The following is a 21,169-nucleotide window of genomic DNA, read 5'->3' on the forward strand; positions in this document are numbered from 1 at the left end:
CACCTTTTCCCGCCCGGGCCAGGATCACAAGGGGTGCGGGGCAATGAGCGGGGTGTTGATGAGAGAGGGGGCCCGATGTCGGGGTTGTCACTTCGCTCGGCGTGCCGCGGCTCGTCCCGGGTGCCGGACATGCCCACTACGATGGGCGCGCCCGTGGCCGAAGGGCCCTGAAAATCCGCACTCACGAACGGACGGCGATGCTCAACAAACTGCGGCCCGCGATCGGACGCGTCCTGACCCCCGTCGGACAGGCGGTCGCGCGGACCGGGGTCTCGCCCAACGCCATCACCCTGATCGGGACGGCCGGCGTCGTCGCGGGCGCGCTCGGCTGGTTCCCCCGCCACTCCTTCTTCTGGGGCACGCTGGTGATCACCGCCTTCGTGCTGTTCGACATGCTGGACGGCGCGGTCGCCCGGGTCACCGGCAAGACCTCCAAGTTCGGCGCGTTCCTGGACTCCACCATGGACCGCGTCGCCGACGCCGCCATCTTCGCCGGGCTGATGATCGGCCTGGACCGGCACGGCGAGCACACCCTGGCCGGCGTCGCCCTGTTCTGCCTGGTCTCGGGCGTGGTGGTGTCCTACGCCAAGGCCCGCGCCGAGGGCCTCGGCTACACCTGCAACGTGGGCATCGCCGAACGCTCCGAGCGGCTGGTCATCGCGCTGGTCGCCGCCGGGCTCGACGGCCTCGGCCTGCCCTACGTGCTCACCGGCGCGCTCTGGGTGCTGGCGGTGCTCAGCACCGTCACCGTCGGGCAGCGCTTCGCCACGGTGTGGAAGCAGGCGCGCGAGGCGCCGGTGGCCGCGGAGCCCCGCGCATGAGCCCCCTGCCAGGCCCGGCCGGCATCCGCGACGAGGTCATGGACGCCGCCTACGCGCTCGGCTGGACCGTCGTCCGCAAGATGCCCGAGCGGGCCGCGCGGCTGGCGTTCACCGGCCTGGCCGACCGCACCTGGCACCAGCACGGCGGCGGCGTGCGGCAGCTGGAGCGCAACCTGTGCCGGGTCCTCGGCAAGGACGCCGTCGACGACGAGGTGCGCGTCCTCAGCAAGAAGGTGCTGCGCTCCTACTTCCGGTACTGGCTGGAGGTGTTCCGCCTCCCCGAGTACGACCGCGACCGCATCGTCGGCCGGATGCGCGTCACCGGCCACGAGAAGCTGTTCGCCACCCTGGACTCCGGCCGCGGCGCGATCCTCGCCCTGCCGCACATGGGCAACTACGAGCAGGCCGGCGCCTGGCTGGTGCACAGCGGCTACCCGTTCACCACCGTCGCCGAGCGGCTGAAGCCCGAGTCGCTGTTCGACCGCTTCGTGGAGTTCCGCGAGAGCCTCGGCATGGAGGTGCTGCCGCACAAGGGCGCCTCGGCGTTCGGGCGGCTCGCCCAGCGGCTGCGCGCCGGCCGGCCCGTCTGCCTGGTGGTGGACCGCGACCTCACCGACAGCGGCGTGGACGTGGAGTTCTTCGGCCAGACCGCGCGGATGCCCGCGGTGTCGGCGGCGCTGGCCGTCCAGACCAGCGCCGCGCTGTTCCCGGTGACGCTGTGGTACGAAGGCGAGTACTGGGGGGCCCGGGTGCACGAGGAGATCCCCGTGCCCGACGGCGGCGGCAGGCAGGAGAAGATCAGGGCGATGACGCAGGAGCTCGCGTCCGCCTTCCAGGAGGGCATCGCCGCGCACCCCGAGGACTGGCACATGCTGCAGAAGGTCTGGGTGGCGGACCTGCCGGGGGCCGCGCGGTGAAGGTCGGCCTCGTCTGCCCCTACACCTGGAACGTGCCGGGCGGCGTCCAGCAGCACATCCGCGACCTGGCCGAGGCGCTGATCGGCTTCGGCCACGAGGTGTCGGTGATCACCCCGGCCGACGACGACGCCGAGCTGCCGCCGTACGCGGTCCCGGCGGGCCGCGCCGTCCCGGTGCCCTACAACGGCTCGGTGGCGCGGCTGGCGTTCGGGTTCCTGTCGGCCGCCCGGGTCCGCCGCTGGATCAACGACGGCGGCTTCGACGTGCTGCACGTGCACGAGCCGGCCGCGCCGTCCCTCGGCCTGCTGGCCTGCTGGGCCGCCGACGGGCCGATCGTCGGCACCTTCCACGCCTCTTACGAGAAGTCGCGGGTGGTGTCGGTGACCGCGCCCATCCTGCAGAGCGGGCTGGAGAAGATCACCGGGCGGATCGCGGTGTCGGAGGCCGCCCGCACCACCCTGGTCGAGCACCTCGGCGGCGACGCGGTGCTGATCCCCAACGGGGTGGCCACCGAGCGCTACGCGATGGCCGAACCGCTGCCCGGCTGGCCCGGCGAGGGCGGCGCGCTCGGCTTCCTCGGCCGCATGGACGAGCCCCGCAAGGGACTGCAGGTGCTGCTGCGCGCCTTCGAGATCCTGGCCCCGGGCCGCCCCGGGCTGCGGCTGCTGATCGCCGGCCCCGGCGACGCCGCGGACGTGACCGCCAAGGTCGCGCCCGGGCTGCGCGACCGGGTGGTCCTGCTCGGCATGGTCAGCGAGCAGGACAAGGTCCGCGCCTACCACTCGGTGGACGCCTTCGTCGCGCCCAACCTCGGCGGCGAGAGCTTCGGCATCGTGCTCGCCGAGGCCATGTCGGCGGGCGCGCCGATCCTGGCCAGCGACATCGAGGCGTTCGACCGGGTGCTGCTCGGCGGCCGGGCCGGCGCGCTGTTCCCGGCCGGCGACCACCGGGCGCTCGCGGACGCCGCCGCCGCGCTGCTGGACGACCCGGCGCGCCGCAAGCAGCTGTCGGCCGAGGCCCGCGCGGCCGTGCGCGCCTACGACTGGTCGGCGGTCGCCCGCGACGTGCTGCGCGTCTACGAGACCGTCACCGCGGGCGCCGGCGCCGTCGTCGCCGGGCGCGGCGACTAGGAGGACCGGTGTCCTACGACTGGATCATCGACGTGCTGTTCTGGGTCGCGGTCGTCTTCCTGGTCGGCGTGTACGTGTCGTGGCGGGCGACCCGGCTGGACCGGCTGCACGTGCGGGTGGAGACCGCCCGCGCCGCGCTCGACGCCGCCCTGGTGCGCCGCGCCGCCGTCGCGCTGGAGCTGGCCGCGTCCCGGCTGCTGGACCCGGCGACCAGCCTGGTGCTCGCCACCGCCGCGCACGAGGCGCGCACCGCCGACGCCGAGCGCCGCGAGTTCGCCGAGAGCGACCTGTCGCGGGCGCTGCGGGCCGTGGTCGACCAGCCGGGCTTCGCCGCCGCCTTCGCCGGCCGCGCGGACGGCGCGGAGACCCTGGAGGAGCTCGCCGCCGCCGCCGCCAAGGTGGTCTACGCGCGCAGCTTCTACAACGACGCGGTCGCCGCCGCCCGCGCCGCCCGCCGCAGGCTGCTGATCCGGGTGCTGCCGCTCGCGGGCCGCGCGCCGCTGCCCGGCTTCTTCGAGATCGATGTAGAGCCGCCCCGGTTTTGACCAATTCGCTACCCTCAGGCTGACTTTGCCGAAGTAGGGGGTAACTGGTGGTTTTCGTCGGTGTACGGTCGGTGCCCGGGCGGATGGCCGCCACGGCCGGGACGGCGGTCCTGGCCACCGCGCTGACCGCGTGCTCGGGCTCGGACGGACCGGCCAAGGTCGCCCCGTCCGGCGGCACCGGCGGCGCCGCCGGCACGCCCGCCGCGGCGCCCACCGTGCACCCCTTCACCGGCGGCAAGAGCGGGCTGCGCAACCCGGTGCTCGCCGTCAAGATCGAGAACACCCGCCCCGCGATGCCGCAGAGCGGCGTCAAGGCCGCCGACATCGTCTACGTCGAGCAGGTCGAGGGCGGCGAGACCCGCCTGATGGCGGTCTACTCCTCCCAGCTGCCGAAGAAGGTCGGCCCCGTCCGCAGCGCCCGCATCTCCGACCTGCACCTGCTCCCGCAGTTCGGCCACCCCGCCTTCGCCTTCTCCGGCGTGCAGAGCAAGATGAAGAAGTACATCCGCCGCGCGCCGGTGGACGACATCTCCCAGGACAACGGCGGCTCGGCCTACTTCCGCGGCGCCAACGCCCGGCCCCCCTACAACCTGTACGCCGACCCCAGGAACCTGCTCAAGCAGGCCCCGAAGGCCGAAGGCCCGCGCGACATCGGCTTCCGGTTCGGCCCGGCGCCCGAGGGCGGCAAGCCCGTCACGACGGCGAGCGCCAAGTGGCCCGCCGCCAACATGGGGTTCACCTGGTCGGCCAAGGAGAAGCGCTGGCTGGCCTCCTGGGGCGGCACCCCCGACATGGCCGCCGAAGGCGGGCGTCTCGGCGGGCAGACCGTCGTCCTGCAGTACGCCAGGACCACCCGGTCCAAGTTCCACGACTTCCTCGGCAGCTACACCCCGCTGATCCACACCACCGGCACCGGCCGCGCCACCGTGCTGCGCGACGGCAAGTCCTACGACGCCAGGTGGTCGCGGCCGAGTGAGGACAAGGGCACCTCCTTCACCACCGCCGACGGCAAACCGATGACGTTCGCGACCGGCCAGGTGTGGATCGTGCTGCTCAACGACGGAAAGCCCTACATCCCGTAACAGGGCGGGCGGCCACGCTGACACTCTGCCGGGTCGAGAGGTGGCCCTAGCAGGCAATATCATGGAACCCGACTTGTCATCCGTTCATGTGAGGATTGCCCGTGTCCACTTCCAGCCCGGCTTCTGAGAACACCGCACCCGCCACCGGGACGGCGCGGGTCAAGCGCGGCATGGCGGAGCAGCTCAAGGGCGGCGTGATCATGGACGTCGTCACCCCGGAGCAGGCCAAGATCGCCGAAGACGCCGGCGCCGTCGCCGTCATGGCCCTGGAGCGCGTCCCCGCCGACATCCGCGCCGAGGGCGGCATCTCCCGGATGAGCGACCCGGACATGATCGACGGGATCATCCAGGCCGTCTCCATCCCGGTCATGGCCAAGGCCCGCATCGGCCACTTCGTCGAGGCCCAGGTGCTGCAGGCCCTCGGCGTCGACTACATCGACGAGTCCGAGGTGCTCACCCCGGCCGACTACGCCAACCACATCGACAAGCACGCCTTCACCGTGCCGTTCGTGTGCGGCGCCACCAACCTCGGCGAGGCGCTGCGCCGCATCACCGAGGGCGCGGCGATGATCCGCTCCAAGGGCGAGGCCGGCACCGGCGACGTCTCCAACGCCACCACGCACATGCGTAAGATCCTCGGCGAGATCCGGGCGCTCGGCGCGCTGCGCGACGACGAGCTGTTCGTCGCCGCCAAGGAGCTGCAGGCGCCCTACGAGCTGGTCGCCGAGGTGGCCCGCAACGGCAGGCTGCCGGTCGTGATGTTCACCGCGGGCGGCATCGCCACCCCCGCCGACGCCGCCATGATGATGCAGCTCGGCGCCGAGGGCGTGTTCGTCGGCTCGGGCATCTTCAAGTCCGGCAACCCGGCCCAGCGCGCCGAGGCGATCGTGAAGGCCACCACCTTCCACGACGACCCCGACGTGATCGCCAAGGTCTCCCGCGGGCTCGGCGAGGCCATGGTCGGCATCAACGTCGCCTCCCTCGGCGAGGACCAGAAGTTCGCGCACCGCGGCTGGTGACCCCGGCCCCGGCGGGGGTCTCGGACGAGGCGGGCGGCCGCCCGGTCCGCTGACCGGGCGGTTACCGGCCGGGCGCCCTCCACAGGGCCCGGCCGGAGGGTTACGCTGACGGCGCGGCCGGCCCGGGGGGCGTCAGGGTCTTGCCGGCGTTGTGTGCGGCCGCGGGAAGGGGCTGGACATGGGCTGGTCGGTCGCGCTCGCCTGCGCGAGCAGGGGAGAACCCGCCGAGGTGTTCCGGCCGGGCCTGGTGCCCGACCCGGAGGCCGCCGCGGCCCTGGCCGGCGCCCTGTACCCCGGGGCCCGGCTGACCGAGACCGGCGAGACCGTCCTGGACTTCGCCCTGTGGCCCTACGAGGACGAGCTGTTCGCCGGGGTGTTCGACCGGGCCCTGCTGCTGTGCGACCGGCGGCTGTTCGGCCTGGACGACGACGCCCGCCGCATCGCCGACACGGCCGCCGCGGCGCTGCCCGGCGCCCGCTGCGGCGTGCTGGTCCTGCACAGCGTCATCGCGGGCTGCTGGTTCCGCTGGTACGACTCCGGCGAGCTGCGCCGCGACGTCTTCGTCACCGCCGAGGACGGCGTGGTGGTCGACCAGGGCGACCGGCTGCCCGCCGAGGCCCCCTTCTGGGCGGCCGTCGGCGAGGCGGGCGACGTCCCGCTGCCGTTCGACCCCGAGGAGTTCGGCCTGGCCCTCGCCCGCGCCCACATGTTCGGGCGCGGCATCGCCGACCGCGGCGACGACGGCTTCCTGCCGCTGGAGCTGCCGCTGCGCCGCTTCAAGCTCTCCTGAGGGGAAGAACCCCCGCTCCCAGGAGCGTTGTAGCCAACATCCAGGGGTGCGACGACCCCCCGATATTCTTCCGGAAGGTGCCTTGTGACCGCTGTGCCCACCATCGGTGTCCTCGCCCTGCAGGGCGACGTGCGCGAGCACGCGCAGGCGCTGGAGGGCGCCGGGGCCGCGACGCTGCGGGTCCGCCGCCCCGAGGAGCTGGAGCGGGTGGACGGCCTGGTCATCCCCGGCGGCGAGTCCACCACGATGTGGAAGCTGGCCCGCTCCTTCGACCTGCTGGAGCCGCTGCGCAAGCGGGTGGAGGCGGGCCTGCCCGTCTACGGCTCCTGCGCCGGCATGATCATGCTGGCGGACCGCATCCAGGACGGCATGGCCGGCCAGGAGACCATCGGCGGCATCGACATGACGGTGCGCCGCAACGCCTTCGGCCGCCAGGTCGACTCCTTCGAGTCGCGGGTGCGGCTGACCGGCATGGGGGACACGCCGTTCGACGCCGTTTTCATCCGCGCACCCTGGGTGGAGAGCGTCGGCGCCGGTGTCGAGGTGCTCGGACGTGCCGAGGGCGGCCCGAACGTCGGTAGGATCGTCGCCGTCCGTCAGGGCCGTCTCCTGGCGACCTCGTTCCACCCTGAACTGACGGGCGACCACCGCGTGCACCACTACTTCGCCGATCTGGTGCGCCGGGCGATGGAGGAGGAGTAACGAATGTCCGGCCATTCCAAATGGGCGACGACCAAGCACAAGAAGGCCGCGCTGGACGCCAAGCGCGGCAAGCTGTTCGCCAAGCTCATCAAGAACATCGAGGTCGCGGCCCGCACCGGCGGCGGTGACCCCGAGGCCAACCCGACGCTCTACGACGCCATCTACAAGGCCAAGAAGAGCTCGGTGCCGAACGACAACATCGAGCGCGCGCGCAAGCGCGGCGCCGGTGAGGAGGCGGGCGGCGCCGACTGGCAGAACATCACCTACGAGGGCTACGCCCCCGGCGGCGTCGCGGTGCTCATCGAGTGCCTCACCGACAACCGCAACCGGGCCGCCTCGGAGGTGCGCGTCGCGCTGACCCGCAACGGCGGCTCGCTGGCCGACCCCGGCTCGGTGTCCTACATGTTCAACCGCAAGGGCGTCGTGGTCGTGCCCAAGAACGGCACCAGCGAGGACGACGTCATGATGGCGGTCCTGGACGCGGGCGCCGAGGAGGTCAACGACATCGGCGAGGAGTTCGAGGTCGTCTCCGAGGCGGGCGACCTGATCGCCGTCCGCAAGGCGCTGCAGGACGCCGGCATCGACTACGAGTCGGCCGAGAGCAAGTTCCTGCCGACCGTGTCGGTCGAGCTGGACGAGGAGAACGCCCGCAAGGTGTTCCGCCTGCTGGACGCGCTGGAGGACTCCGACGACGTCCAGGAGGTCTACGCCAACTTCGACGTCTCGGACGAGGTCATGGCCTCCATCGACGCCTGACGGTACGTCTCCGCCGACGCCGCCGCACCCCGCAGGGGTCCGGCGGCGTCGGCGTTTTGTGCTCTAACGTCGGCACATGGACATCCGCGCACTGACCCTTGACGACTATGAGCCCACCCGTGCCGTGCTCGCCCAGGCGTTCGGTGCCATCACCGACGCCGACTGGGAGCGATCCGTCCGCGGCGCCCGGCCGCTTCTGGAGACCGGCCGCCTGTTCGGCGCCTATGAGGACGGCCGGCTGGTCGCCACCGCGCGGCTGCACGACATGGGGCAGTGGTGGCACGGCCGCCGGGTGTCGATGGGCGGTGTGGGCGGGGTCGCGGTGGTGCCCGAGGCGCGCGGGCGGGGGCTCGGCCGGGCGCTGATGACCGAGGTGCTGCGCCGCTGCGCGGACTTCGGCCATGCGGTGTCGATGCTGTATCCGGCGACCACTCCGCTCTACCGCTCGCTCGGCTGGGAGCACGCGGGTTCCAGGGACGAGGTGGAGCTGCGCACGGAGTTCCTGCGGGTCGCCCGCGCTGAGACGGCGGTGCCGGTGCGCCGGGCCGGGCCGGATGACGCGGCCGAGGTCGCGGCGACGCTGCGCCGGATCCACGAGGCCGCCGGGGACTGCGGTGCGGTCGACCGGAGCGAGGAGTCCTGGCGCCCGGCCCTCGACGACAGGGGTTTCCACTACCTGGCCGAGGACGGCTTCCTGTCCTACGGCTGGGACGAGGGGAACACCGCGCTGGTGGTGGCCAGGCTGGTCGGGGCCTCGGCGGCGACGGTGCGGGCGCTGTGGGCGGTCGTCGGCTCGGGCTCGTCCACCGCCGAGACGGTGCGGGCGATCGTCGCACCGCACGATCCCGTCCTCTGGACGCTCCGCGAGCGGGAGAGCGAGCGGCTGACGCGCACCCGCTGGATGCTGCGCGTGGTGGACGCACCGGCGGCGATCGAGGCGCGCGGCTACCCGGCGGGCGTCACCGCCGAGGTCCCGCTGGAGGTCGAGGACCCGCAGGTGCCCGCCAACGCCGGGTCCTGGACGCTGGTGGTCAAGGACGGCGAGGGGCGCCTGGAGCGTTCCGCCGGGCACGCGGGGGCCGTCCGGCTGGGCCCGCGGGGGCTGGCGGCGCTGTACTCGGGCGTCCCGGTGGCCACGCTGCGCCGCGCGGGCCTGCTCGCGGGCGGTGACACCGGCGCGCTCGGCGCGGCGTTCGCGGCGGAGCCCTACGCGCTCGACTTCTTCTGACCCGGCCCGCCGGGGGGGGGGAGGATGGGGGCGGGGTCCGATAGCGTGGCCGCTGACCGAACAGATGATCGAAGGAGCGGCCGTGCGGGTGATGGGCGTGGACCCCGGGCTCACCCGGTGCGGGGTGGGCGTGGTCGAGGGGGCGCCGGGCAAGCCGCTGCGCCTGGTCCACGTCTCGGTGGTGCGGACCAGCCCGGACGCGCCGATCGCCGAGCGGCTGCTCGGCGTGGCGCAGGGCCTGGAGGCGCTGCTGGACGAGCTGAGGCCCGACGCGGTCGCGGTCGAGCGGGTGTTCGCCCAGCACAACGTGCGCACGGTGATGGGCACCGCGCAGGCGGCGGGCGTGGCGATGCTGGCGGCGGCCCGGCGCGGCCTGCCGGTGGCCATGCACACCCCGAGCGAGGCCAAGGCGGCGGTGACCGGGAACGGGCGCGCCGACAAGGCGCAGGTGACGATGATGGTGACCCGGCTGCTGCGGCTGGAGACGGCGCCGAAGCCGGCCGACGCCGCGGACGCCCTCGCGCTGGCGATCTGCCATGTGTGGCGGGGCGGCGCGCAGGCGCGGCTGGAGTCGGCGCGGCTGGGCGCCAGGAGCAGGGGAGGGAACGGGCAGTGATCGCCTTCGTCAGCGGCCGGGTCGCCGCGAGCGGCCCGGAGGGGGCCGTGATCGACGTGGGGGGCGTCGGGTACGCGGTGCAGTGCACCCCGGCGACGCTCGCGGGGCTGCGGGTCGGCGAGCAGGCCCAGGTGCCGACGTCGCTGATCGTGCGCGAGGACTCGATGACGCTGTTCGGGTTCGCCGACGACGACGAGCGGCAGGTGTTCGAGCTGCTGCAGACCGCGAGCGGCGTCGGCCCCCGCCTCGCCCTGGCGATGCTGGCGGTGCACACCCCGAACGCGCTGCGCCACGCGGTCGCGGCCGAGGACCTGAACGCCCTGGTCAAGGTGCCCGGCATCGGCAAGAAGGGCGCGCAGCGCATCGTGCTGGAGCTGAAGGACCGCCTCGGCGGCCCCATCGGCGACGCCCCGGACGCGCGCGTCCCGGCCCGCGCGGCCGCCTGGCGCGACCAGGTGCAGGCGGGCCTGGTCAACCTCGGCTGGTCGGCGCGCGACGCCGACGCCGCCGTGGACGCCGTCGCCGCCGACCTGGAGGGCGCCGACGTGCCGCCGGTGCCGGTCCTGCTGAAGGCCGCCCTGAAGAAGCTGTCGCGATGAGCGACTACGAGGAACGGTACGAGGAGCGGCTGGTCTCCGCCGACGCGGCCGGTTCGGAGGAGCAGGTCATCGAGGCCGCGCTGCGGCCCAAGCAGCTGGACGACTTCGTCGGGCAGGACCGCGTCCGCGAGCAGTTGTCGCTGGTGCTGCACAGCGCGCTGCGGCGGGGCCGCACGCCCGACCACGTGCTGCTGTCGGGCGGCCCGGGGCTCGGCAAGACCACCCTCGCGATGATCATCGCGGCGGAGCTGGAGCAGCCGCTGCGCATCTCCTCGGGCCCGGCGATCGAGCGGGCCGGGGACCTGGCGGCGATCTTGTCCACGCTCTCCGAGGGGGAGGTGCTGTTCCTGGACGAGATCCACCGGATGGCCCGTCCCGCCGAGGAGATGCTCTACATGGCGATGGAGGACTTCCGGGTCGACGTCGTGGTGGGCAAGGGCCCGGGCGCGACCGCGATCCCGCTGGACATCGCCCCGTTCACCCTGGTCGGTGCGACGACGCGGGCCGGGATGCTGCCCGGGCCGCTGCGCGACCGGTTCGGGTTCGTGGCGCACATGGACTTCTACGGCCCGGCCGAGCTGGAGGTCATCATCAAGCGGTCCGCGCGGCTGCTGGACGTGCGCATCGCAGACGATGCCGCGGCCGAGGTCGCGGGCCGGTCCCGGGGCACCCCCCGCATCGCCAACCGGCTGCTGCGCCGGGTCCGCGACTTCGCCGAGGTGCGCACCGGCGGCGAGGTCACGCTGGAGTCGGCGCGCGAGGCGCTCAGCCTGTACGAGGTGGACGAGCGCGGCCTGGACCGGCTGGACCGGGCGGTGCTGAACGCGCTGCTGCGCAAGTTCGGCGGCGGCCCGGTCGGGCTGTCCACGCTCGCGGTGTCGGTGGGGGAGGAGCCCGAGACGGTCGAGGTCGTCGCCGAGCCGTTCCTGGTCCGCCAGGGGCTGCTGGCGCGCACCCCGCGCGGCCGGATCGCGACCCCGGCGGCCTGGGCGCATCTCGGCCTGCCGGTGCCGCCGACCGCGCCGCTCGCCGGCACCCTCTTCGAGGTGGGGGACGATCCCGGCGAAACGGGATAGGTGATCATCCGGTAACGGGTTGGGAACCTTCCGGGACCGTCGCTCGTCACGTCGTTGCCGGGGTCTGGCGTACTCTCTAGACTCCGGGACTTGGTCACCGGTTCCAGCCGACTGCCCAGTGGGGCGAGGCCGATTTCGGCGACAGGCTGGGCAAACCACATCGGAAGGACGCCCTGTTATGGGCAGCGACATGATTATTGCGGCATCCAATTCGGGCGGCGGCAGCCCCATGACCCTGCTGATGCTGCTCGCAGTGCCGTTGGTGTTCTATTTTCTGCTGATCCGCCCGCAGAGCAAGCGGCGCAAGGAGCAGCTGAACATGCAGAGCTCGGTCGAGCCCGGCGCCAAGGTGATCACCACCGCCGGCATGCACGCCACCGTGGTCGAGGTCGACGACGACGGCGTGCTGCTGGAGATCGCCCCCGGCGTGCAGGCCCGCTTCCTCAAGCAGGCCGTCATGCAGGTGGTCAAGGACGACGTGGCCGACGATGAGATCGACGACGACGACGTCGCCGAGGACGGCGAGCCCGCCGGCGAGCGGGTCGAGCTGACCAAGGACGACGCCAAGGACGCTGCCGGCGAGGCCCCCGAGCCCGTCTCCACGGCCAAGGCCGCGGACAAGCCCTCGGCCTGATCCGAGGCTCGACCGGCAACGACACTCCAAGACGGGAAGTATGACGACCAGTGGCTCCGCCTCGTAGCAATGTTCCCAGGCCCGGGCGCACGCTCTTCGCGCTCTTCGCGGTGCTGGCCGTTCTGACCGGTGTGATGTTCCTGCAGGGCCAGACGACCCCGAAACTCGGGCTCGATCTCGCCGGCGGGACGACGGTGACGCTCACCGCCAAGACCGAGAACGGCAAGAACCCGCCGGCCACCCAGATGGACCAGGCCGTCAAGATCATGACCAAGCGGGTCAACGGTCTGGGCGTCGCCGAGGCCGAGGTGGCCAAGCAGGGCAGCAACAACATCGTGGTGAACGTGCCCGGTGAGGGGCAGGGCCGCGTCGTCCAGCTCATCGGCACCACGGCCAGGCTGCAGTTCCGCCAGGTGTTCGCGGTGACCGACGGCAAGCCGACCACGGTGCCCTCGCCGTCGCCGAGCCCGAGCGGCAAGGACGGCAAGGACAAGGGCGCCAAGCCGTCGGCGTCCTCGACGCCGTCGCCGCGGTCCTCGGCCCAGCCGTCGGCCTCGCCGTCGCCGCGCGGCCGCGCGCTGTCGCAGGCGCTGACCGCGCCGTCGCCGAGCCCGTCGGCCTCGGCCAAGCCGTCGCCGCAGGCCTCGGTGCCGCCGATCACGCCGCAGCCCGACGGCGGCCTGTCCGCGATCAAGGACAAGGCGGTGCTGGAGCAGTTCGCCAAGCTGGACTGCTACCACGGCGACCGGCGCGTGCCCGGCGCCAACGACCCGAACCGCCAGTGGGTCGCCGCGTGCGACGAGAAGGCCGAGAAGGGGCAGATCGGCAAGTACATCCTCGGCCCGGTGCGGGTGGACGGCAAGAACGTCACCAGCGCCGACGCGATGCCGCCGAACGCCCAGCAGGCCTCGGCGAGCTGGTCGGTCGGGCTGAAGTTCGACGGCAAGGGCGCCAAGGACTTCGGCGCGGTGACCACCGAGGCCTCCCAGGCCTACCAGGCGAGCCCGAACTCGCCGCAGGCGCAGGTCGCGATCGTGCTGGACGGCCAGGTGGTGTCGGCGCCGAGCATCAGCCGCGGCGCGATCACCGGCGGCTCCGCCAGCATCGACGGCCCGCCCGAAAGCTTCGACCAGGCCTACGCCACCAACCTCGCCAACGTGCTGAAGTACGGCGCGCTGCCGCTGGAGTTCAAGCAGAGCTCCATCGACGAGGTGTCCTCCACCCTCGGCACCGACCAGCTGCGCGGCGGCCTGATCGCCGGCGGGATCGGCCTCGCCCTGGTCGTGCTGTACTGCCTGCTGTACTACCGGGGCCTCGGCCTGGTGGCGGTGTCCAGCCTGGTGGTCGCGGCCGGCATCACCTACCTGTCGGTGGTGATCCTCGGCGAGAACATGGGCTTCCGGCTCTCGCTGGCGCACATCATCGGCCTCATCGTGTCCATCGGCATCACCGCCGACTCCTTCATCGTGTACTTCGAGCGGCTCCGTGACGAGCTGCGGGCGGGCCGCCGGCTGCGGCCCTCGGTCGAGGTGGCGTGGAAGCGGGCGCGGCGCACCATCCTGGTCGCCGACGCGGTGACCTTCATCGCGGCGCTGGTGCTGTTCTTCCTCGCCGTCGGCGGCGTCAAGGGCTTCGCGTTCGCGATGGGCCTGACCACCCTGATCGACGTCGTGGTGGTCTTCTTCTTCACCAAGCCGCTGGTCGCGCTGCTGGCGCGGACCGACTTCTTCGGCCGGGGCCACCCGCTGTCGGGCCTGGACCCGAGGAAGCTGCACAAGGAGCCGGCGCCCGTCGCCACCGCCCGTCCGAAGAGCCAGGAGGCGTGACCATGGGCCTGCGCGCAGCCCTTTCCCGGATCTACCGGGGCGAGATCAGCGCCGACATCGTCGGCAAGCCCAAGATCTGGTACTCCATCTCGGGCCTGCTGCTGGTGTTCTCCATCGCCGGCCTGCTCATCCAGGGCATGAACTTCGGCGTGGAGTTCAAGGGCGGCTCGGTCTTCACCTTCAAGGCCGGCGGCCAGTCCATCGAGCAGGTGCGCGGCGCGGTCACCGGCGCCGGCCCGCACCAGGCGATCGTGCAGAAGGCGGGCGGCGACTGGCGCGTCACCACCGAGAGCCTGGAGTCGCCCGAGGTCACCAAGGTCAAGGAGAACATCGCCAAGGAGCTGAAGGTGCCGGCCGACAAGGTCAGCACCCAGGTCGTCGGCGCCTCCTGGGGCGGTGAGATCCAGAACAAGGCCTGGCAGGCGCTGATCGTCTTCATGGTCCTGATCGTCGCCTACCTGTCGGTCGCCTTCGAGTGGCGGATGGCGGTGGCGGCGATGGTCGCGCTGCTGCACGACCTGGTCATCACCGCCGGCGTGTACGCCTGGTCGGGCTTCGAGGTCACCCCGGCGACGCTGCTGGGCTTCCTCACCATCCTCGGCTACTCGCTGTACGACGCGGTCGTGGTGTTCGACATGATCAAGGAGGTCACCAGGCCGCTGACCCCGACCTCCAAGATCACCTACAGCGAGGCGGCCAACCAGGCGCTCAGCAGCACGCTGATCCGCTCGCTGAACACCTCGCTGGTCGCGATCCTGCCGGTCGGCGCGATCTTGTTCATCGGCACCACGCTGTTCGGCGCGGGCACGCTGAAGGACCTGTCGCTGTCGCTGTTCGTCGGCATGATCGTCGGTACCTACTCCTCGATCTGCGTGGCCACGCCGCTGCTGGTGCAGCTGAAGGAGCGCGAGCCGCGCTACCGCGAGCTGCGGGCCAACATCGCGCGCCGCGAGGCCAGCGCCAAGCGGCAGGCCAAGTCCGCCAAGGCGGCCTCGGCCGTGGACGAGGTGGACGACGAGCCCGCGCCCGCCGCCGGCGACGACGCCTCCCAGGAGGGCGTCCCGGCCGGGGTGACCGTCCGCAAGGTCGTCCAGCAGGGGTCGCGCAACCAGCCCAAGAAGGGCACCCGGACGCAGCGCCGCAACAAGTAGTCCCCGTACGAGATCACCGGCGGCCGTGCCCACCCCCCTGCGGGCGGGCACGGCCGTCGTCATGAGCACAGGAGGAACCAGTGGACCTCGACAGGCTGATCCAGGACCGGATCCGCGACGTTCCCGACTACCCCAAGCCCGGGGTGCTGTTCAAGGACATCACGCCGCTGCTGGCCGACCACGTGGCGTTCGCCGGCGTGGTGGACGCCATCGTCGCCCACCACGGCCGCGGCACCGTCGACAAGATCGTCGGGATCGAGGCGCGCGGGTTCATCCTGGCCGCCCCGGTCGCCTACCACTTCGGCGCGGGCTTCGTCCCGGTGCGGAAAAAGGGAAAGCTGCCCGCGGCCACCATCGAGGAGAACTATGATCTCGAGTACGGGACCGAGACCATCCAGATGCACACCGACGCGTTCGCGCCCGGTGAGCGGGTGCTGATCGTCGACGACGTGCTGGCCACCGGCGGCACCGCCCGCGCGGCGGCCGAGCTGGTGCGGCGCGGCGGCGGCGAGGTCGCCGGGCTGTCGGTGCTGATGGAGCTGACGTTCCTGGACGGCCGCGCCAAGCTGGGGGATCTGGACGTCCATTCCCTGGTCAAGGTCTAGTGCCGAAAGGCCGCCGGATAGACTGGCGGAATCGGCGGTCCGGCGGGGACGGGCGCTCCCCGCGGGACGACCAAGGGCCGCGCCCGCATGCGCTAAGGAGGCTGGGTGCCAGGTGAGGCGGTATCGACCGGAGCGGTGAGCCATGACGCGGTGCCCGGCGCCGCGCGTGACGACACCGCCGCGCCCGGGGCCGCGCGCGACACCGCGCCGCCGGCCGGGACGCCCGCCACGCCCCCGGCGACCCGCCCGCCCGCACCCGCCGGCCGGGCGGGCGGCACCACGCCGCCCGCCGCGGCCGACCCGGCCGAACCGGCCGACCCCTCCCGGCCGGCCCCGGCCGCCATCCCACCCTCTGCCGCCCGGGTGCGCCGTAGGCTCGCCAGGCTCGGCGCCCAGCGCGGACCTGCCATGAACCCGGTACTGGAACCACTCAACAAGACCGTCCGCAACACCCACCCCAAAGCGGACCTGCGGATGATCGAGCGCGCCTACGACGTGGCCGCGCACTACCACCGCGACCAGAAGCGCAAGAGCGGCGATCCCTACATCACCCACCCGCTCGCGGTCGCCACCATCCTCGCCGAGCTCGGCATGAACACCGAGACGATCTGCGCGGCGCTGCTGCACGACACCGTCGAGGACACCCCCTACACCCTGGACGAGCTGCGCGCCGACTTCGGCGACGAGATCGCCGCGCTGGTCGACGGCGTCACCAAGCTCGACAAGGTCAAGTACGGCGACGCCGCCGAGGCCGAGACCGTGCGCAAGATGGTCGTGGCGATGGCCCGCGACATCCGCGTCCTGGTCATCAAGCTCGCCGACCGGCTGCACAACATGCGCACGCTGCGCTACATGCCGCGGCACAAGCAGGAGAAGAAGGCGCGCGAGACGCTGGAGGTGTTCGCCCCGCTGGCGCACCGCCTCGGCATGAACACGCTGAAGTGGGAGCTGGAGGACCTGTCCTTCGCCACCCTGTACCCCAAGCGGTTCGACGAGATCGCCCGGCTGGTGTCCGAGCGCGCCCCGCGCCGCGACATCTTCCTGCAGGAGGTCATCGAGAACGTCTCGGCCGACCTGCGCGAGTCCAAGATCAAGGCGACCGTCACCGGCCGGCCCAAGCACTACTACTCGATCTACCAGAAGATGATCGCCCGCGATGTCGGGTTCGACGACATCTACGACCTGGTCGGCATCCGGGTCCTGGTGGACAGCGTCCGCGACTGCTACGCCGCCCTCGGCACGATCCACGCGCGGTGGAACCCGGTCCCCGGCCGGTTCAAGGACTACATCGCGATGCCGAAGTTCAACATGTACCAGTCGCTGCACACCACCGTCATCGGCCCCGAGGGCAAGCCGGTGGAGCTGCAGATCCGCACCTGGGGCATGCACCGGCGCGCCGAGTACGGCGTCGCCGCGCACTGGAAGTACAAGGAGGAGACGGTCGGCGGCCGCAAGGCGGCCGACATGCAGTGGCTGCGCCAGCTGCTGGACTGGCAGAAGGAGACCGCCGACCCGGCCGAGTTCCTGGAGTCGCTGCGCTTCGACCTGTCGGTGTCGGAGGTGTTCGTCTTCACCCCCAAGGGCGACGTGATGGCGCTGCCGCAGGGCGCCACCCCGGTCGACTTCGCCTACGCCATCCACACCGAGGTCGGGCACCGATGTATCGGCGCCCGCGTCAACGGCCGGCTGGTGCCGCTGGAGTCCACCCTGGACAACGGCGACGCCGTCGAGGTCTTCACCTCCAAGTCGCCCGACGCGGGCCCCTCCCGCGACTGGCTGAACTTCGTCAAGTCCGCCCGCGCCCGCAACAAGATCAAGCACTGGTTCTCCAAGGAGCGCCGCGACACCGCGATCGAGTCGGGCAAGGAGGCCATCGCCCGCGCGATGCGCAAGCAGAACATGCCGCTGCAGCGGATGATGTCGGGGGAGGCGCTGCTGGCCCTCGCCCGCGACATGCGCTACGCCGACGTGTCGTCGCTGTACGCGGCGGTCGGCGAGAACCAGGTGTCGGCGCAGACCGTCGTGCAGCGCCTGGTGGACGCGCTCGGCGGCGTGGAGAGCGCCGAGGAGGACCTCGCCGAGATCGCGGTGCCGACCCGCCGCAAGCGCAGCCGGCCGTCCGCCGACCCCGGCGTGGTCGTGGCGGGCGACCCCGACGTGTGGGTGCGGCTGTCGCGCTGCTGCACCCCGGTGCCCGGCGACGACATCGTCGGGTTCGTCACCCGCGGCCACGGCGTGTCGGTGCACCGCGCCGACTGCGCCAACGTCGACAGCCTGAAGTCGCAGCCCGACCGGCTGATCGACGTCAAGTGGTCGCCCGGCGAGGACTCGGTCTTCCTGGTCGCGATCCAGGTCGAGGCGCTGGACCGGCCGCGGCTGCTGTCGGACGTCACCCGGGTCCTGTCCGACCAGCACGTCAACATCCTGTCGGCGTCGGTCACCACCACCCGCGACCGCGTCGCCGTCAGCCGCTTCACCTTCGAGATGGGCGACCCCAAGCACCTCGGGCACGTGCTGAAGGCCGTGCGGTCCATCGACGGCGTCTACGACGTGTACCGCGTCACCAGCGGCGCCCCCCGGTAGCAGGCCCCGGACGCGAAGAAGGGCCGCTCCGTCCGGAGCGGCCCTTCTTCGCGTCATGGCTCAGGCCTTGTCGGCCGCCTCCTTGGCGGGGTCGACGTCCACCCCGGCCTCCTTGCGCTGCTGCGCGGTGATCGGCGTGGGCGCGGCGGTCAGCGGGTCGTACCCGGACGCGGCCTTGGGGAAGGCGATGACGTCGCGGATCGAGGGCTCGCCGGCCAGCAGCATGATCGTGCGGTCCCAGCCGAACGCGATGCCGCCGTGCGGCGGCGGGCCGAACTTGAACGCCTCCAGCAGGAAGCCGAACTGCGACTCGGCCTCCTCCTTGGACAGGCCGAGCACGTCGAACACCCGCTGCTGCATCTCGGCGCGGTGGATACGGATCGAGCCGCCGCCGATCTCGTTGCCGTTGCAGACGATGTCGTAGGCGTTGGCCAGGGCCGAGCCCGGGTCGTCCTGGAAGGTGTCGGCGTACTCGGGCTTCGGCGCGGTGAACGGGTGGTGCACCGACGTCCAGCCGATCCGCTCGCCCTTGTCGTCCTCCACCGGCTCGAAGATCGGCGCGTCCACGATCCACACGAACGCCCAGGCCGACTCGTCGATCAGGTCGCAGCGGCGGCCGATCTCCAGCCGGGCCGCGCCGAGCAGCTCGCGGGTGGCGTGCGGCCGGCCCGCGCCGAAGAAGATCGCGTCGCCGGGGGCGGCGCCGGCCTTGGCGGCCAGCCCCTCCTTCTCGGCGTCGGACAGGTTCTTGGCGACCGGGCCGCCGAGCGTCCCGTCCTCCTGCACCAGCACGTAGGCGAGGCCGCGGGCGCCGCGCGCCTTGGCCCAGTCCTGCCAGGCGTCCAGCTCCTTGCGGGTCTGCGACGCGCCGCCGGGCATGACGACCGCGCCGACGTAGGGCGCCTGGAACACCCGGAACGAGGTGCCCGCGAAGTACTCCGTCATCTCGGTCAGCTCGTTGCCGAACCGCAGGTCGGGCTTGTCGGACCCGTACCGCGACAGGGCGTCGGCGTAGGTCATGTGGGGGATCGGCCGCGGGATCTCGTACCCGGCGATCTCCTTCCACAGCGTCGCCACCAGGTCCTCGCCGACCTTCAGCACGTCGTCCTGCTCGACGAACGACATCTCGATGTCGATCTGGGTGAACTCGGGCTGCCGGTCGGCGCGGAAGTCCTCGTCGCGGTAGCAGCGGGCGAGCTGGTAGTAGCGCTCCAGGCCGCCGACCATGAGCAGCTGCTTGAACAGCTGCGGCGACTGCGGCAGCGCGTACCAGTGGCCCGGCTTCAGCCGCACCGGGACCAGGAAGTCGCGGGCGCCCTCGGGGGTGGAGCGGGTCAGCGTCGGGGTCTCGACGTTGACGAAGCCGTGCCCGTCCAGCACCCGGTGCACCAGGAACGAGGCCTGGGAGCGGATCCTCAGCGCGCGGGCGACGGCCTCGCGGCGGATGTCGAGGTAGCGGTACTTGAGCCGGATCTCCTCGTTGACGTTGACGTCGCCCTCGATCGGGAACGGCAGCGGCGCGGACTCCGACAGCACCTCGATCTCGGTCGCGGCGACCTCGATGTCGCCGGTCGGCAGCTCGGGGTTCTCGTTGCCCGCCGGACGGATCCGCACCTCGCCGACGACCCGGACGCAGTACTCGGCGCGCAGGTCGTGCGCCGCCTCGTCCTCGCGGAAGACGACCTGGGCGGAGCCGGAGGCGTCGCGCAGGTCGATGAAGGTGACGCCCCCGTGGTCGCGGCGGCGCGCCACCCAGCCGGCCAGCGTCACCTGCTGTCCGGCGTGCTCCCTGCGGAGCGTGCCCGCCTCGTGTGAGCGGATCATCGTGAAAGCCTTTCCTTCAGCGTCGAGACGATTGCGGCGAGCGGGACGGCGGTCTGGTCGCCGGCGGCCAGGTCCTTGACCTGGGCCGCGCCGGCGGCGATGTCCCGTTCGCCGAGGATCACGGCGTACTTCGCCCCCGACCGGTCGGCGTCCTTCATGGCGCCCTTCAGCTTCTTGCCGCCGAAGGCCATGTCGGCGGCGATCCCGGCCCGGCGCAGCTCGGCGACCAGCGTGAACACCTTGCGCTCGGCGGCCTCGCCGAGCGCCACCCCGAACACCTCGCAGCGCGGCTTGGCCGCGAACTGCGCGCCCTCGGCCTCCAGCGCCAGGATGGTGCGGTCCAGGCCGAGCCCGAACCCGATCCCGGGCAGCTCGGGGCCGCCGATGTCCTCCGACAGGCCGTCGTAGCGGCCGCCGCCGCCGATGCCCGACTGGGCGCCGAGCAGCGGGTGGTCGAACTCGTAGGTGGTGCGGGTGTAGTAGTCCAGGCCGCGCACCAGCGTGGGGGTGTCCTCCCAGGCGATGCCGAGGTCGGCCAGCAGCTCGCGGACCTTGTCGTGGTAGGCCTTGCAGTCGCCGCACAGGTGGTCGGCCATCAGCGGCGCGCCGGCCAGCTGCTCGCGCACCTGCGGGCGCTTGTCGTCCAGCACCCGCAGCGGGTTGATCTCGATGCGCTCGCGGGTGGCCTCGTCCAGGTCCAGGCCGCGCAGGAACTCCTGCAGCAGGGCCCGGTAGGCCGGGCGGCACTCCTTGCAGCCGAGCGAGTTCAGCAGCAGCCGCACCTGGGTGAGGCCGAGGCTCCGGTACCAGTTCGCCGCGATCGCGATCGTCTCGGCGTCGACCTGCGGGTCCTCGCTGCCGATGGCCTCCAGGTCCAGCTGGTAGAACTGCCGGTAGCGGCCCTTCTGCGGGCGCTCGGCGCGGAACGCCGGGCCGGTCGTCCAGACCTTGACCGGCAGCGCGCCCTCGCGGTGCAGGTTGTTCTCCAGCACCGCGCGCAGCACCGAGGCGGTGAACTCCGGGCGCAGCGTCAGCGACCGGCCGCCGCGGTCCTCGAAGGTGTACATCTCCTTGCTGACCACGTCGGTGGACTCGCCGACGCCGCGCTTGAACAGGTTGGTGTCCTCGAACACCGCCAGCTCCAGGTAGCCGTATCCGGCCAGCCGGGCCTGCTCGGCGAACGCCTCGCGGATCGCGTAGAACAGGTCGGCGCGCGGCGGCACGTATTCACTGACCCCCTTGGGGGCCTGAAAGCTCGAACTCAT

The 21,169-nt window shown here is 72.3% G+C and carries 20 protein-coding genes; 18 read left to right on the forward strand and 2 right to left on the reverse strand.

The genetic code is table 11. From position 1 onward, the window contains the following. Positions 1-197: 197 nt before the first annotated feature. From pgsA to ACRB68_RS39425, 18 genes are all read left to right on the forward strand, one after another. A complete protein-coding gene (gene pgsA / locus ACRB68_RS39340) occupies positions 198-821 on the forward strand; it encodes a phosphatidylinositol phosphate synthase (protein ID WP_153541997.1) in 624 nt (207 codons plus the stop codon). After that, a complete protein-coding gene (locus tag ACRB68_RS39345) occupies positions 818-1,738 on the forward strand; it encodes a phosphatidylinositol mannoside acyltransferase (RefSeq protein ID WP_153541999.1) in 921 nt (306 codons plus the stop codon). Before pgsA ends, ACRB68_RS39345 begins: the two co-directional genes overlap by 4 nt. Beyond that, a complete protein-coding gene (locus tag ACRB68_RS39350; RefSeq protein WP_328595332.1) occupies positions 1,735-2,868 on the forward strand; it encodes a glycosyltransferase family 4 protein in 1,134 nt (377 codons plus the stop codon). Before ACRB68_RS39345 ends, ACRB68_RS39350 begins: the two co-directional genes overlap by 4 nt. Before the next feature lie 8 nt (positions 2,869-2,876). Next, the gene (locus tag ACRB68_RS39355) at positions 2,877-3,413 is read left to right on the forward strand and encodes a hypothetical protein (protein WP_328595333.1); all 537 of its coding nucleotides are present in this window, start codon (positions 2,877-2,879) and stop codon (positions 3,411-3,413) included. A gap of 47 nt (positions 3,414-3,460) precedes the next feature. Then, the gene (locus tag ACRB68_RS39360) at positions 3,461-4,495 is read left to right on the forward strand and encodes a DUF3048 domain-containing protein (RefSeq protein WP_328595334.1); all 1,035 of its coding nucleotides are present in this window, start codon (positions 3,461-3,463) and stop codon (positions 4,493-4,495) included. A 101-nt stretch (positions 4,496-4,596) separates the two neighbouring features. Continuing rightward, positions 4,597-5,514 (forward strand): pyridoxal 5'-phosphate synthase lyase subunit PdxS, encoded by a 918-nt coding sequence (gene pdxS, locus ACRB68_RS39365; protein WP_407924340.1) that lies wholly within the window; start codon positions 4,597-4,599, stop codon positions 5,512-5,514. A gap of 178 nt (positions 5,515-5,692) precedes the next feature. After that, entirely contained in the window at positions 5,693-6,304 is a 612-nt protein-coding gene (locus ACRB68_RS39370) for a DUF6928 family protein (protein ID WP_153542003.1), read from the forward strand. Positions 6,305-6,388: 84 nt separating this feature from the next. Continuing rightward, entirely contained in the window at positions 6,389-7,006 is a 618-nt protein-coding gene (pdxT, locus tag ACRB68_RS39375) for a pyridoxal 5'-phosphate synthase glutaminase subunit PdxT (RefSeq protein ID WP_328595335.1), read from the forward strand. A 3-nt stretch (positions 7,007-7,009) separates the two neighbouring features. Further along, on the forward strand, positions 7,010-7,762 hold the full coding sequence (locus ACRB68_RS39380) for a YebC/PmpR family DNA-binding transcriptional regulator (RefSeq protein WP_153542005.1): 753 nt from the start codon (positions 7,010-7,012) through the stop codon (positions 7,760-7,762). A gap of 76 nt (positions 7,763-7,838) precedes the next feature. After that, on the forward strand, positions 7,839-8,990 hold the full coding sequence (locus ACRB68_RS39385; protein ID WP_153542008.1) for a GNAT family N-acetyltransferase: 1,152 nt from the start codon (positions 7,839-7,841) through the stop codon (positions 8,988-8,990). An 82-nt stretch (positions 8,991-9,072) separates the two neighbouring features. Continuing rightward, on the forward strand, positions 9,073-9,606 hold the full coding sequence (gene ruvC, locus ACRB68_RS39390; RefSeq protein WP_328595336.1) for a crossover junction endodeoxyribonuclease RuvC: 534 nt from the start codon (positions 9,073-9,075) through the stop codon (positions 9,604-9,606). Further along, entirely contained in the window at positions 9,603-10,205 is a 603-nt protein-coding gene (ruvA, locus tag ACRB68_RS39395) for a Holliday junction branch migration protein RuvA (RefSeq protein ID WP_328595337.1), read from the forward strand. Before ruvC ends, ruvA begins: the two co-directional genes overlap by 4 nt. After that, the gene (ruvB, locus tag ACRB68_RS39400; RefSeq protein ID WP_153542009.1) at positions 10,202-11,281 is read left to right on the forward strand and encodes a Holliday junction branch migration DNA helicase RuvB; all 1,080 of its coding nucleotides are present in this window, start codon (positions 10,202-10,204) and stop codon (positions 11,279-11,281) included. Before ruvA ends, ruvB begins: the two co-directional genes overlap by 4 nt. Positions 11,282-11,510: 229 nt before the next feature. Then, positions 11,511-11,915 carry a preprotein translocase subunit YajC gene (gene yajC / locus ACRB68_RS39405; protein WP_235960965.1) on the forward strand — a complete coding sequence of 135 codons (405 nt, stop codon included), beginning with the start codon at positions 11,511-11,513 and terminating at the stop codon, positions 11,913-11,915. 110 nt (positions 11,916-12,025) lie between these two features. Then, positions 12,026-13,741 (forward strand): protein translocase subunit SecD, encoded by a 1,716-nt coding sequence (gene secD, locus ACRB68_RS39410; RefSeq protein ID WP_328595338.1) that lies wholly within the window; start codon positions 12,026-12,028, stop codon positions 13,739-13,741. A gap of 2 nt (positions 13,742-13,743) precedes the next feature. Then, positions 13,744-14,892, forward strand: coding sequence for a protein translocase subunit SecF (gene secF / locus ACRB68_RS39415; protein ID WP_153542013.1), 1,149 nt, complete (start codon positions 13,744-13,746; stop codon positions 14,890-14,892). Between the two features lie 80 nt (positions 14,893-14,972). Next, positions 14,973-15,497, forward strand: a complete 525-nt coding sequence (locus tag ACRB68_RS39420) for an adenine phosphoribosyltransferase (protein ID WP_328595339.1) — start codon at positions 14,973-14,975, stop codon at positions 15,495-15,497. A 408-nt stretch (positions 15,498-15,905) separates the two neighbouring features. Next, on the forward strand, positions 15,906-18,080 hold the full coding sequence (locus ACRB68_RS39425; RefSeq protein ID WP_153542147.1) for a RelA/SpoT family protein: 2,175 nt from the start codon (positions 15,906-15,908) through the stop codon (positions 18,078-18,080). 60 nt (positions 18,081-18,140) lie between these two features. Here ACRB68_RS39425 and aspS read toward each other — a convergent pair whose 3' ends face one another. Further along, a complete protein-coding gene (aspS, locus tag ACRB68_RS39430; RefSeq protein WP_153542015.1) occupies positions 18,141-19,904 on the reverse strand; it encodes an aspartate--tRNA ligase in 1,764 nt (587 codons plus the stop codon). After that, complete coding sequence (gene hisS / locus ACRB68_RS39435) at positions 19,901-21,169, reverse strand: histidine--tRNA ligase (RefSeq protein WP_153542017.1); 1,269 nt, start codon at positions 21,167-21,169, stop codon at positions 19,901-19,903. The genes aspS and hisS overlap by 4 nt, the downstream gene beginning before the upstream one ends.

This window comes from Actinomadura macrotermitis (assembly GCF_009604375.1).
GTDB lineage: Bacteria > Actinomycetota > Actinomycetes > Streptosporangiales > Streptosporangiaceae > Spirillospora > Spirillospora macrotermitis.

Bases quoted from the DNA above. Each gene is read 5' to 3' on its own strand.
- pgsA (WP_153541997.1), top strand. From the start codon at position 198: ATGCTCAACAAACTGCGGCCCGCGATCGGACGCGTCCTGACCCCCGTC.
- ACRB68_RS39345 (WP_153541999.1), top strand. From the start codon at position 818: ATGAGCCCCCTGCCAGGCCCGGCCGGCATCCGCGACGAGGTCATGGAC.
- ACRB68_RS39370 (WP_153542003.1), top strand. From the start codon at position 5,693: ATGGGCTGGTCGGTCGCGCTCGCCTGCGCGAGCAGGGGAGAACCCGCC.
- ACRB68_RS39380 (WP_153542005.1), top strand. From the start codon at position 7,010: ATGTCCGGCCATTCCAAATGGGCGACGACCAAGCACAAGAAGGCCGCG.
- ACRB68_RS39385 (WP_153542008.1), top strand. From the start codon at position 7,839: ATGGACATCCGCGCACTGACCCTTGACGACTATGAGCCCACCCGTGCC.
- ruvB (WP_153542009.1), top strand. From the start codon at position 10,202: ATGAGCGACTACGAGGAACGGTACGAGGAGCGGCTGGTCTCCGCCGAC.
- yajC (WP_235960965.1), top strand. From the start codon at position 11,511: ATGACCCTGCTGATGCTGCTCGCAGTGCCGTTGGTGTTCTATTTTCTG.
- secF (WP_153542013.1), top strand. From the start codon at position 13,744: ATGGGCCTGCGCGCAGCCCTTTCCCGGATCTACCGGGGCGAGATCAGC.
- ACRB68_RS39425 (WP_153542147.1), top strand. From the start codon at position 15,906: ATGAACCCGGTACTGGAACCACTCAACAAGACCGTCCGCAACACCCAC.
- aspS (WP_153542015.1), bottom strand. From the start codon at position 19,904: ATGATCCGCTCACACGAGGCGGGCACGCTCCGCAGGGAGCACGCCGGA.
- hisS (WP_153542017.1), bottom strand. From the start codon at position 21,169: ATGAGTTCGAGCTTTCAGGCCCCCAAGGGGGTCAGTGAATACGTGCCG.